Source organism: Kitasatospora herbaricolor, assembly GCF_030813695.1.
Classification (GTDB): Bacteria; Actinomycetota; Actinomycetes; order Streptomycetales; family Streptomycetaceae; genus Kitasatospora; species Kitasatospora herbaricolor.
In genome coordinates, this window is record NZ_JAUSVA010000002.1 from 221,785 (window position 1) to 233,800 (window position 12,016).

Here is a 12,016-nt window from a genome sequence, read left to right on the forward strand (position 1 = left end):
GCGGGCAGGCCCTGTCGTGCCGTGCACGATCGGCGAAGGGGGTGGTGGGCGGCCGGTGCCGCGACACCCGTCGGTGTGAGCCGGCGGACGGCGGCAGGGACAGCCTCGCCGTCGGCCGGCTGTCGATGACACCCGGCCCGGGAGCGGCCGGCTGAGCAGCAGCCGGCCGAGGCGGCCCCGGTATTCCCACTGCAGGGGCCGGCTGCTGTCCCGGGGCCTTTCTGGCCGGGCTCAGGACGGTACAGGCCCGGGGGTGTTGGAGCGGGGCCCCTGGTCTGGGGCACGGGCGGCGAGCTGGGCCCGTCCGAGGCCGCGTCGCGCGGTGGCGGGCGTGCGTTTCGACGCCGGGGCCCTGGAGTCCCGCGGGGAGGATCCGACCCGCGTGGCGCGGGTAGACGTCGTCCGGGCGGTGGGCCTGCACCTGTACCCCGCTGTCGGGGATGCCCTCGCATCCCTGTCGGGCCCCGACACGGCAACCCCGGTGCTGCTGCCGCCGATCACGGACGTCACGTGCCGGTGGCGCTGACGCCCCGGCCAGCAGGCGCTTGGGCAGCGACGTGCCGCTCCCGTGCGAGGCGGGGGCCCGGTCCGGGCGGGCCGGTGCGCCGCGCGTCTCGTAGTCGGCGGGCGCTGCGGAAGGGCCAGCGAAGGGTCGCCTTTCCCAGGCCTCCCCTGGGGTCACCGGCTGCCGGAAAGGATCTCCTTGCGTGCCGGCGTGGTGCCCTCCACCACGAAGAACGCCAGGACCAGGTCGTGGGCGCCCGGGACGACGTAGCCCTCTGGCGTGGTGCAGGCCGTGTTGGTCAGCAGGCGGCGCTGGAGCAGTTCCTCGGCGCTGCGCAGGTGGATCCTCACCGTGGCGGGGTTCAGGCCCAACAGCTGGGCGGTGTCCTCGATGCGGGTCTTGGCCCGCATCCAAGCGGTCAGGGTTTCGCGTAGCGGTCGGCGGTCGGTGTCCAGGCGGCCGAGGAACTCGTGCGCCCACCGTCGCACTTCTGGGGTGTCAAGGATGTCGGCAAGCACCGGGGCATCCGCATCCGGCCGAAGGTGCGCGGTTTCGGCCCGCACCTGCAGGGCCAGGCCGACCAGGGCCCGTTGCCAGACGTCCTGGAGGTCGACTCCCAGGAGGGCGGCGGCTTCTGTCATGCGGCGGGCGGCGGTGTTGCGGTGGGTGCCGAGCATCCTGGCGGTGGCGGCCGGCGGGAAGACCAGACCCAGGCGCAGCGTGGCGAGGAGGGGTTCGCGGCGGCTTTCGGGCAGCTCGAGAAGGGGGTGCAGCAGGTGTGTGGCCCAGGTGCTGGCGTGCTGTTGGTCGAGAACGTAGGCGAGTTGGACTTCAGTGACGTAGCAGTGGACTCTGCCGGGTAGGCGTTCGGCGACGGTCAGGGCGCGGGCGGCGTCCTGGTAGGCGGTGGGGGTTTCGTCAAGGGTGTGCAGGGCGCTGCCGCCGAGGAATCGGTGCGGTGCTGTGCGGGTGTGGGTGACGAGTGTGCTGAGTGTTCTGGCCTCGATGTCGCCGATCGTGCTGGGGACGAGGATGACGATGCGGTCGGGATGGGTCGGGCAGGCGGTGATGACGGCCTTGGTGCCGATTTCGTCGTGGCACTGCTGGACGATCGGGGGCCGTTGTGGCGGGGGGACCTTGAGGATGAAGGTCCGAGCGATGCCGGCGTCCAGGGTGCCAGGGTCCAGGCCGACGGCGGCGCTCTTGGCGGCGTTGACCTGACCGGCCATCAGCAGACTGAAGACCGCTTCACGTACGACGTGTTCGCCGCTCTGCAGGCGGGACTGCCTGCGCTCGGCCTCCTCGAGGGCGAGGCGTGCGGCCAGCAGGTCCAGGACCCGTGCGAGGGCGGCGCTGACCTCCACGCAGAAGGAGTGGCAGGTGACCGCGAGGACCGGGGCGGGGCTGGTGGAGCCGACGGTGAAAAGGCGCATCTGGCGGCCGTCGGGGAGGTCAAGTGCGGCGGATCTGCCCTTGCCGGCGGCGGCCAGCTCCGCGATTTGCTCCCTTGCCGGGGCTGTCGCTCTCGCGGCGTTCTCGGGGGCGGCGGCCACCTTGGTGCCGCGGGCTGTCGTCAGTGTGACCTCGGCGTCGCTGACGGACGCCAGCCAGGAGACGATGCGCTGAGTGCCCTCGGCACGGCCCAGGTGGCGTAGCTGCTCGATGAGCTGGGAGTGCAGGTCGGCGGTGCGCTGCATCCTGCTGTGGTGGTCGTCGGTGAGCGCGCGGTGCAGGCACATCCACTTGGCTGGTTCCGGGCCGATGGTGAGCAGCGGAACCCCGTGGCGGTGGGCCTCCCGGCGCACTTCGTCGGCCGCCTCGGTGCCGTCCCGAAGGGCGACGGCCAGTCCTGTGGCCTGCCCGGCGACGAGGAGGGACATGAGATCGGTGAGGTGGCGGCAGTCGGTCAGGCGCGGGTCGTCGGGCTGGACGATGACGATCTGGTGGCGTGTCTTGTCGCGCTCGGGGAGGTGGGCGGGGGCCAGGACGAACACGCCTGCCGACGGCCGCTCCATCTGGACGGCGGGCGGATCCTCTACAAATCGGAGTCCCACATCGGGCACACTGATGGCGAATTTGAGCGTGGACACTGGCCTGGCCTCCCCGGAGAGTGGAACCCGTGGTTTTCGGGCCCCATCCACTGCGTGCCCTGGGGTGCGACAGGGCTGCCGGAGGCCGGCTGCCTCCGAAGTCTGCACAGATTCAGAGAACGCGAGTGGTGATCATAGGAAGAATCCCGCTCGGCCGTGACCAAAAGTGACAAGGTAGTAGCAGAACTGCTGCCCGCTGGGGTCATGCCGGGACCTGACTTGGAGGCAGAGCAGCTGTGACCCACGCCGACGGCAAGCCCGGGCAGAGCCTCGCGGAGAGGATCGAGACCCTGCGACGTGCCGTGACCCCGGTCGGCGCGCGGCTGCCCTCCGACGCCTCGGTCGCCACCGCGATAGCCGCCAGGGCCGGCGCTTCGCTCATCGACGAGAACACCCTCTACCGGCTGCGCACCGGCCGGACCGTCAACCCGAGCATGAAGGTCCTGAAGGCACTGGCCGACCACTTCCAGGTCTCCCCCGGCTTCTTCTTCCCGGGCTCCGTCTGGGGGCCTGAGGAGCACCTGGCACTGGCCAACGCCCTGCAAAGCGCCCAGGTGCGCCGGCTGTGCATGCGGCTGGGACGGATGTCCTCGGAGGAGCTCGCGCAGGTCGACCAGCTGCTGCACGGCAGGAACGTTTGAGCAGGCGGCGGGCGGCGTACGCCGGGGCATCCGCCAGGCGCGAATGGTGCGCCCGCTGAGGTTCCGGCCGCCGCGATGGTGCGCTCGTGCAGTAGGTGGCCCGACAAAGTTTGAATATGTTCAAGGTGATCCGCCCGGCAGTACGACACTGACCGCCGCCGCAGCCCGGGGCATGCTTCGGACAGACGGTGGCGCGGGCGAGCGCCACGAGGAGGCTTGCGACCATGTCTGTGAACGACCTGCCTGCCACCGCCCCGACCGACCTGCGCGGGCTGCTGACGTCCTGCCGGGGGCGCATCGAGGTGTCGCAGGAGAGGGTCGCCGGAATGGTCGGGGTGTCGAGCCGTCACTACGGCAACCTCGAGCGAGGCAACGTTCAGCGGCCCTCCACGCTGCTGCTGGACCGGGTCGCCGACGTGCTGAAGATGAGCACCGACGAGAAGCAGTCCATGTACAGGCTGGTCCGCGGGGCCCGGGCCGCCTGACAGCCACCGGTCCGCACCCGGCCCCGGCGCGGGATGCGGCCGTGACCACGGGTCCCCGCGGCCCCCGCACCCGCTTCAGGCCCTGCGCCCGGTGGCATCACGGCTCCCCCTCGGCGTCCCGAACCTCATGGCGAACGCGCGGGGCGCCGCAACGCCCTCAGGCCGTCTTGAGCGAGCGGTCAACCTCCGGCGAGACAGTCGTTGCCCGACTTCCAGTGCCGCACCCAGCCGTTGAAGTCTCTGGCGTCGGTGGCCGGCGCCGGGGCAGCTCCGACCTCGGAGACCATCCAGATCTCACCGCGACGGGACCCTGCCGTCACCAACAGCAAGAACGACGGCCCGTCCTCGGTTCCGAGGACGACCGACCCATGAGTGAAGACGGCGTCGATGCGTGAATCAACGGCGTCGACCGTCTCGTCGTCCTCCCATAGCCACGCCTCATCCAGAGGGAACGGCTCTCCCGGGTGGCGAGAGCCCATGTCGGGCCAGCCTGCTGACAGCCACCCCAGCGGTTGGAGGCCACCGTCCTCGGGGGGCCGAAGCTGCTGCCGTTGCTGATCTCCGCGATGAAGGTCCGATAGGGCTCCGGCAGCGTCACCCGGTTCTCGGTTTCCCAAGCCGCAACCTCGTCGTGGCCCAAGGCCGGTTCGCGCCACTCACGAGCGAACGCTGAACGCAGGAAGTCGAGCGTCGGCTCATCGGGACGCTGATCAGGAGTGGTCGTCACGGGAGCACGCTGGCACAGGCCTCCGACATCGTGATCTCGCGGCCACGCTGCAGACGGTGCCGACCATTCCGCGAGGCCCCGATCGTGGCCACTCCTCAAGCGCTGAAGAGACTGCGCCGCTTGCCAGTGCAACCGTCTACGAGCAGACGGCCTTCCCGGCCCCACCGGTCGCGGTTGCCGCCTGACGGCTCAGGAGTCCGGTTCCGCCGCGTTGAGACAGGCCTCCAGCGCGGCGCGCCGGTGCTGGGGCAGGTGATCGCCGAGAGGGGTCCGCCGCAGGCTGTGTTCGCCGTCGCAGATCCAACTCCGCTCGTCCGCGTCGAACGACCACGACTGCGCGCCCCACATCGGGTGGCCTCCGAGCAGGCGCCGGGCCAAGGGCTCGCATCCGTCAGGGGCGCCATGGGCGATCAGCGCCTCGGCGACGGCGGCCACGGCCTCGGCGGGGGCCGCGCAGTCACCCAGCACCGGCAGAAGAAGCAGCAGACGGACATGCCGATCGGTCACCCCGACCGCTCCGTCCGGGGCGGGGAGGATCGCGGAGAGCTCCGGCCAGCACAGGCCCGGACCGGTACGGTCCTGATCCGTGCTCGCCAGGACCGTATCGGAGCTGCCCGGATGGACCAGAAAGTAGTCCATGACCGTGTACTCCTCGCCGCTGTTGTAATGCACGACGATCGAGAACCCGCCCGTCAGCGGCACCGTGAACATCGGCCAGGCCCACTTGTCATGCAGGCGCTCCACCATGGCGCCGGCATCACCGGCGTCCACACCGAAGACCTCCGGCGGCACACCCTCGCACAGGTCTACCAGGTGTGCGGCCCAGAACCCGGGCTCGCCCAAGAGCGGGAGACCCTCCACAACGGGAGCCGAGGAGTACCAGTGCCGCGCCATCGCCATGCCGCGATTCTGGCGCACGAAGATCCACTCCGTGCGACCGCCCCACGAGGGGCGGTGGTGGGTCAGCTCGCCCGGCGCTCGTGGCCGTCGTCGTCGGGCCCGAAGACGTCCTCGACCCTGCGGCCCATCGCCTGCTCCCACTCCTCGTCGCTAACCTCGTCGCGCTCCAACGCGGGCCTCTCCTGGTTCGGTGGGCAGGTGAGCCGGGACGGCGAGCGGGGGGGTGCTCGCCGTCCCGGGGGGCCGGTCCGGGTGGGACGGGTCCCCCTCACAGTGCCCCGCGGCGAGGCCTCGGCGCAGCCGGCCGGGCAGAGGATCCCGTCCTGCGGGAAGTAGGTGGTCGCGGTTTCCTCCAGGCGGGATCGGTCGCGCTGATCGCTGCCCCGTGTCCCCGGTACGGGCGTTTCATGGCCGGGCAGGCCCCGCCCTCGCGCAGCCCTTCTGCGGGCTTGCGGGTGCCAGGATTCGACAACGGGGAAGGGAGGGGTGTCATGGCCTTGAGCGACGGGCAGTTGTCGTCCTTGGCGGACTTCGCCACCGCCCGCGCGGAGCGGCTGCGCTCCGGGCCGGTCAGCATCGAGGCGATGCGCTGGCACGTGGATGCCGGCGATGCCGTGCTGCTGGGTGACTTCCCCGGGGCGCTGGTGCGCTTCGTTCAGCGGTGGTGGCGCGCGGGCGAGGGGTGGTGGGAGCCGCTGGAGGAGGCGGCCGGTGCGGCTCTGGACGAACAGGCCCGCCGCTGGGCCTTGTCCCAGCAGGCCGTCTTCACGCAGCAGGGCCCGGGCCTGCAGGAGCGGGAGTGAGCGGCCCGGAGGCGTACAGCGAGGAGGCCCTGCTGGGTTCGGTCCTGCAGGATCCCTGCAGGGCGCTGGAGGTGCGCAACTGGCTGCGGGCCGAGGACTTCGCGGACCCGTGGCGCCGGGAGATCTACCGCGTGCTGGTGGACCACCATCTCTACGCCCATCCGACGGTTCTCGCTGCCGCGCCCGCGCAGCGCGCCCAGGTGCTCGGCCGCCTGGTGATGGAGGACCTGCACGCGCGGGCCGGCGCCGACGGGTGGCAGGTGAGCGGCGGCGACTGGCAGCAGGTCGCCGCCTACGTCACGGGCCTGCCAGCGGGCGTGCCGAACGCCGCCAACGCCGCCCAGTACGGCCGGGTGGTGGCCCAGGCGAGCCTGGGGCGAACCGTCGGAGCGCAGGGCGAGTTCGCGGAACGGGCGGTGCTGGCCGCCGTCCTGGCCCGCCCGGAGGAAGGCGCGCGGCTGGCCGGCTGGCTGGGGGCCGCGGACTTCCAGGACCCGTGGCTCGGGCAGATGTACAAGGCCCTGGTCGAGGAGAAGCTGTACGCCCACCCGGCGGTCACCGTCCGCTCCTCCCCCGCCGAGCGGCAGCAGGTGCTCGCCCGGATGCTCGACGAGCAGCTGCAGCACAAGGCCGCCGGCGAACGCTGGTCGGTGCCCGCCACCGCCTGGCCCGCCGTCGCCCAGCAGATCCACGCCCTCACCACCACCCAGCAGGTCCCCCACCCCGAGCACGCAGCGCAGCTCGGCCAGCGGGTCCTGCAGACCAGCATCCAGCAGCAGGTCGCCGAGGGCTCCTGGCGCATCGAGAGCACCCTGCGGGTGCCGGGCGCGCCTGGCGCCGAGATGGAGATCAACTCCATGCTCGCCACCCTCCAGCAGTTGGAGGACCGGTGGGAGCAGGCCATGGGGCGGCCCGGCGCCGTCGGCGCGGCGATGGCCCCGCAGCCCTCCCCGCGCCCGGCGACGGCCTCCACCGAGGACGCTGTCCTCGGCTCCCTGCTGCGCGACCCAGGTCAGCTGCAGCAGGTGGGCCGCTGGCTGCGCGCCGAGGACTTCACCCAGCCGGGCCGGGCCCAGCTGTTCACCACCCTCCAGGACGCGGTCCACAGCCGCGGCACCGTCGACCCGGCACTGATGGTGTGGGACGCTCACCGGCGCGGCACCGCCGGGCCCGGATCGCTCGCTCCCGAGCAGGTCTGGGAGATGTACCAGAACGGCCGGCCCGGCATCGCCCAAGGCGAGGGGCGCCGGCTGGTGGAGGCGAGCATCGTGCACCACGTGCGCTGCGCGACGTCGGCGATCAACACCGCCGTCGGCGACCCCACCGCCGCCCCCGGCATGGTCATCGGCACCACCCGCGGACACCTGCAGCAGGCCTCTGCCCAGGCCGCCCGCCTCACCCAGGCCACCTGGTCCACAGCCCGCACCGACGCAGGGGTGCGGTGACGGCCCCCGCCGTGGCGGCGCCGCCCGGACAGGACACCGCCGCGCAGGTAGGCCCGCCGCCCGGCATGCTCGCGCCGTGGCGCAGCCTGCCGCGGATCGCCGGTGTCCTCGCGCAGGCCTTCGCCCCCGCCGCCGCCCGCCCCCGGTGGCTGCGTCGACTGTTCGCCCCGTTCTGGCTGATCGAAAGCGGCATCCAGCGGTGCTCGGGCCGGGTGCTGTGCTGCGGTGCGGCGACCCTCGTCCTGCGCCGGCCCCAGCCCTGGACGCGAACCGCACGGCAGAGCGTGCTGCTCCTGCCCGCCGCGGTGGCCGCGTTCACGGCGGTGCTCACCCCGACCGCCCTGGCAGGGGCCTTCGTCGGCGGCGCCGTCGCCGGAGCGGACGGCGGCCGGTGGGCGATGCACGGGGTGCTGCTCGTGGTCGCGGCTCTGCTGCTGTGGCAGCTCGCCTCCCTGGTGCGGACAACCCGGGCAGGTGCGCGGCTGCGCCGTGAGGTTCGGACCCTGCGCGGGCCGTGGGCGGAGGTGGGATCGTTGGCCGGCGGGCGTGACGGGCAGGCAACCCGCGATCTGGTGCGCTCCGTCCTCACCTGGGCCGACGACAACGGCATCGCTCTGGTGGCGGTGGCCGCCGACGAGCGCCTGGCCCGCCTCTACGGGCGGGTGGGGTTCGAGCCGCTCTCCCCCGCCTCCCCGGTCCTCCTTCGCCGGCCCGGTCCGCCCGGCTCCTCCTGGCGCCCCGGCGCGCCCTCCGGACGACGCTCACGTGAGCTCTTCCCCCGACGCACACGACGCTGTGGTTCCCGGACGGCAATGGCCTGACGGGACAGCGTGGCGCCCGGCAAGGTGGGCATTCACGAGGAACTGACGCGCGAGGAGCACGGCGACGGTGCCACGATCAGGGCTCTGTCGACGCGCTCGTCTACACCGTCTCGACGGTGGTGGTCACCGTCGTGGTCACGCGCGCGAGCCGATAGGACACCGACCTGGGGGCGTGGACGCGGTACCACTCCAGCCGTTCGAGTGCCTCGCCGCGTTCGCGGTACATCCCGCTCACCGCTCGCCATCGGCCGTCGGAGCGGGCCTGCACCGTCCAGGAGTCCTCTGTCGTCTGCATGCTCTGCGGGATGCCCTGCGCCATCCGTCCAACGTAGCGGGCACGGCGGCCGAGAGGCTCCTCCTGGTGCCCCGCGCCGCCCGGGCGGGCCGCCCGGGGTCTGCTTCCGGGCGGCCCGCCGGCGGAGGGGGTCAGGCTAGCGGTTCGGTCCAGGTCACCAGGAGCGCGCCCATCGCGACTCCCGGGCCGAGGCCGAAGACGAGGCCGCAAGCGCCGTCGGTGGGAGGGGTGCGGTAGGTGCGCTCCAGGACCGAGAAGATGGTCGGGCCGCCGAGGTTGCCCTCCTCCGCGAGGACGTCGCGCGAGTGCCGGGTGAACTGCTCGTCGACGTCCAGCGCGGTGGCGAGCTTGGCCAGGATCGCCGGGCCGCCCGGATGCAGGATGCCGAAGTCGAGGGGGCCGTCGGTGTTCTTGTCGAGCCAATCCATCAGGACCGGGGCCAGGTCGGTGACCGAGCGCAGGGAGGCCCGGGTGGAGGAGAAGCGGTCGCCGCGCTCGTCGGTCTCCTTGCGGTAGCGGTCGGTGGTGTGAGGGATGACGTACTCGAGGGTGTGGTCGATGCGCAGCGACGCCCCCGGCCCGAGCGGGCGGGCGCAGACGACGGTGGCGGCCACCAGGTCGCCCCACAGTGCCTTGTAGATGAGGTCCTCGATCGACAGCAGCGACTGCTGGTAGAGGGAGGAGAGGAACTCCCCCGCGACCACGAGGATCTTGTGCTCCGGGTACCGGGCCAGGTGCTCCTCCGCGATGATCAGTGCCTGGCTGCCGCCCGCGCAGGCGAGCTGGGTCATGGGGCGGCGCCGGATGCCGGGGCGTAGCGGGAGGGTGTTCTGCAGGTGGACGTCGAGTCCGGGCATGCGGTCGCCGCTGGAGCTGGTGGTGATGATGCAGTCGATGTCGTCAGGGGTGACGCCGGCGTGGTCGATGGCGGCCCGGGCGGCGTGTTGGGCGGCTTGGAGGATGGTGTCGAAGACGTCGTCCTTGCGTTGGGCGGTGGTGCGCTCGGCGGTTATCTCTTCGTAGGGGCGCAGGTAGCGGCGGGTGCCGGGGAGGTTGGTGAGGGCCTTGCGGGCGACTTCGAGCTTGGGGTGGTTCGGGTTCCAGGTGAGGATGTCGTCGCGGATCTGGGCGGCGTCGACGACGTGTTCGCCCAGGACGAGGGCGGGGCGGCTGACGTATGCGCTCAACGTGGGTCCTTCGGTCTGGCCCGGGGGCGGGCCGGTGGGAGCCGGGTGGGTGAGGGCCGGCGGGTGGCGGGGGCCGGGGCTGATGGTGGCGGGTTGGCGGCCGCGGGGGGGAGGGCGCTCACGTCGTGCGGCGGGTTCGCCGGGTGGCCCGGTCGCGCGGTGCCGGGCGTCCGCGCCATGAAGGAACGGGTGTCAGCGCGGTGCCGGCGGCGGGTGGGTGCCGCGGCCGTGCCGGCGGCGGGTGGTCATGACGGGCGGTCATGAGGAGCTCGGCGCCCCGGGCGGGCCGGGTGGCCCGCCGCCTGGTGCGGGGCTCCGTGGCCTGCCTGCACGTGGTCTTGGTGGGTGGCTGCGGGGGCCGCGCTCTTGCGCGGCCGGGGACGGCGCCGGGGCGGGCGGTGCGGTCGGGTGGGCGCGCGCACGGCTCCTGGGGCCCCGCGGGATCTGTCTGTCCCCGGTGCTCTGGTGGCGTGGTGCGCGGGCATGTGACGGCTGGGCGCCATGACATCCTTCCCCCTGACGGATGCTGCTGGCGATCACGCTACCCCGCGATTTCGGGTCTGCCATCGGCCGTTCGGAAATGAGCGGAAAGGTGCAACCGGGGTCAGTGGGTGCACTTACACCGCCTCGGTGGCGGGCGCCGTTCACGCGTGGGCCGGCTTGAAACGGGCTGGGTGACTTTGAGGACCCTTTACCCAGCGTTCGGTTCCTGATGGTGAACTCGGGGGCGATCACAGGAGGGCGGGGCTGACCGACGGGAGCGCCCGCGGCGGGTTGCTGCCGGTGCGCCATGTCCCGTCATGACCTGGTGGCCCCGGCGCTCCACCGGAGTTCCGCCCCGCGCCGGGCGCGGGGCGCCAACCTGCCCGACTCCCGCCTTGCCCTTGCCCCAGCAAACTCGTTCGTATCCGTCTGGCATGGGGGCGTGGACCTGGCCGTTCATGCAGGACGGCTCCGCTGCCCGGTCCGGGATCATTGCGGCCCCGGCCGGATGTTCCTCCACGGATTCGACCACGAAAGCGATCCACGGCGTGATGTGAGGAGGACACGCACTGGCCGGCCCTGCCCAACTGTCCGCCGGCCTCGATTGCAACGTGTGGAGTAGCGGATGGAATGGCACACCGGTCGAATCGGACGACGGTGACCCGCTGCTCACATCCTCACCGACGACGGCTCTGAGGCGAACGTGGCGGGGGGCTGCTACGACGCGCCGGCACCGGCTGCCTGCTGCGTGATCTTGTAGAGCTCGAAGCCGTCCAGGACCTGCTCCACCACGCTGTCCTGGCCGGTGGCGTGAGTGGTGTCGCTGTCAAGGTCGAGCAGGTGGTGCAGGCAGGCGAGGGTGAGTTGTGCGGCGCGCAGGACGAGCGGCAGCAGTGCGTCGGCGGGGCCGGGCACGCTGGAGAGGGCGCAGTCGAGGGGCTCGGCAGCGCTCTCGTGCAGGGGCCGGCCGCCGGGCAGCAGCTCGGCTAGGGCGAGGCGGATGAGTTCGATGAAGCAGTGTCCGAGCGGGGTGCGGTCGGCGCTGAGCAGGTCGGCGTCCATCCGGTCGAGGACCTCGGTGATATCGCGGGCCTGGGCGGTGCTCGGAGTCGGCTGGTCGTCCAGCAGCCGGGCGGCGAGCGGGTGATGGCGCATGTAGGCCGCGCGCAGCGTCGTACAGGACAGGCGGGCGAGGGCTCCGGTGAGGGCGATCGCGGCGTCGTACTCGGTCAGGGCCGGGTGGCGGTGCGCCAGGTCGCGAAGTGCGTGCGCGGGGTCGGTGGTGGCCGTCGGGTCGGCGGCCCGGCGCACGAGGTCCACCGCGAAGATCTCGCCGTCCTCGTACAGGTGCTGGTAGGGGTCGCGGGACACGGCGCTCTCCGATGGTCGCGGCAGAGCGGCCCGGGGTGAGGAGCTCTGCAATCGGCTTGGCGGGCAAAGGCGTTGCCCGGTGTCCAGATGTATCACCCCGCAGAGGGGATGCTCTGACCGCCCCGGCTCAGGGGTACCGCGCCGTGGACGGTGGTGTGCTCCCGGCGCGGGGGCGGAGCGCCCACGGGATAGGGGCCGGCCGATGTCCGCAGGAGGCCGGGGTGGCGGGCGCCGTGCGGCGGGCACCTTCACGCAAGGGCAGG

Annotated in this window: 11 protein-coding genes; 5 read left to right on the forward strand and 6 right to left on the reverse strand. The window is 72.4% G+C overall.

What is annotated here, in order from left to right; all coding sequences use genetic code 11:
- Positions 1-678: 678 nt before the first annotated feature.
- Positions 679-2,595: a helix-turn-helix domain-containing protein gene (locus tag J2S46_RS01375; protein WP_191291847.1), complete on the reverse strand. Its 1,917-nt coding sequence runs from the start codon at positions 2,593-2,595 to the stop codon at positions 679-681.
- 236 nt (positions 2,596-2,831) lie between these two features.
- Between J2S46_RS01375 and J2S46_RS01380 the strand changes: the two genes are divergently transcribed.
- Both J2S46_RS01380 and J2S46_RS01385 read left to right on the forward strand, forming a co-directional pair.
- On the forward strand, positions 2,832-3,236 hold the full coding sequence (locus tag J2S46_RS01380) for a helix-turn-helix domain-containing protein (RefSeq protein ID WP_191291846.1): 405 nt from the start codon (positions 2,832-2,834) through the stop codon (positions 3,234-3,236).
- Positions 3,237-3,460: 224 nt separating this feature from the next.
- A complete protein-coding gene (locus J2S46_RS01385) occupies positions 3,461-3,721 on the forward strand; it encodes a helix-turn-helix transcriptional regulator (RefSeq protein WP_191291845.1) in 261 nt (86 codons plus the stop codon).
- A gap of 179 nt (positions 3,722-3,900) precedes the next feature.
- Here the strand turns inward: J2S46_RS01385 and J2S46_RS01390 are convergent, their stop codons facing one another.
- The gene (locus J2S46_RS01390) at positions 3,901-4,200 is read right to left on the reverse strand and encodes a hypothetical protein (RefSeq protein WP_191291844.1); all 300 of its coding nucleotides are present in this window, start codon (positions 4,198-4,200) and stop codon (positions 3,901-3,903) included.
- 437 nt (positions 4,201-4,637) lie between these two features.
- Positions 4,638-5,366 (reverse strand): hypothetical protein, encoded by a 729-nt coding sequence (locus J2S46_RS01395; protein ID WP_191291843.1) that lies wholly within the window; start codon positions 5,364-5,366, stop codon positions 4,638-4,640.
- A gap of 473 nt (positions 5,367-5,839) precedes the next feature.
- Here J2S46_RS01395 and J2S46_RS01400 point away from each other — a divergent pair, with 473 nt between their 5' ends.
- The 3 genes from J2S46_RS01400 to J2S46_RS01410 are packed head-to-tail and all read left to right on the forward strand — an operon-like array spanning position 5,840 to position 8,417.
- On the forward strand, positions 5,840-6,151 hold the full coding sequence (locus J2S46_RS01400) for a hypothetical protein (RefSeq protein ID WP_191291842.1): 312 nt from the start codon (positions 5,840-5,842) through the stop codon (positions 6,149-6,151).
- A complete protein-coding gene (locus tag J2S46_RS01405; RefSeq protein ID WP_191291841.1) occupies positions 6,148-7,596 on the forward strand; it encodes a DnaB-like helicase N-terminal domain-containing protein in 1,449 nt (482 codons plus the stop codon). Before J2S46_RS01400 ends, J2S46_RS01405 begins: the two co-directional genes overlap by 4 nt.
- A complete protein-coding gene (locus J2S46_RS01410) occupies positions 7,593-8,417 on the forward strand; it encodes a hypothetical protein (protein WP_191291840.1) in 825 nt (274 codons plus the stop codon). The genes J2S46_RS01405 and J2S46_RS01410 overlap by 4 nt, the downstream gene beginning before the upstream one ends.
- A gap of 100 nt (positions 8,418-8,517) precedes the next feature.
- Here the strand turns inward: J2S46_RS01410 and J2S46_RS01415 are convergent, their stop codons facing one another.
- From J2S46_RS01415 to J2S46_RS01425, 3 genes are all read right to left on the reverse strand, one after another.
- On the reverse strand, positions 8,518-8,736 hold the full coding sequence (locus J2S46_RS01415) for a hypothetical protein (protein ID WP_191291839.1): 219 nt from the start codon (positions 8,734-8,736) through the stop codon (positions 8,518-8,520).
- A 107-nt stretch (positions 8,737-8,843) separates the two neighbouring features.
- Positions 8,844-9,899: a beta-ketoacyl-[acyl-carrier-protein] synthase family protein gene (locus tag J2S46_RS01420; RefSeq protein ID WP_191291838.1), complete on the reverse strand. Its 1,056-nt coding sequence runs from the start codon at positions 9,897-9,899 to the stop codon at positions 8,844-8,846.
- Positions 9,900-11,099: 1,200 nt separating this feature from the next.
- Positions 11,100-11,753 (reverse strand): hypothetical protein, encoded by a 654-nt coding sequence (locus J2S46_RS01425; protein ID WP_191291837.1) that lies wholly within the window; start codon positions 11,751-11,753, stop codon positions 11,100-11,102.
- Positions 11,754-12,016: the final 263 nt, after the last annotated feature.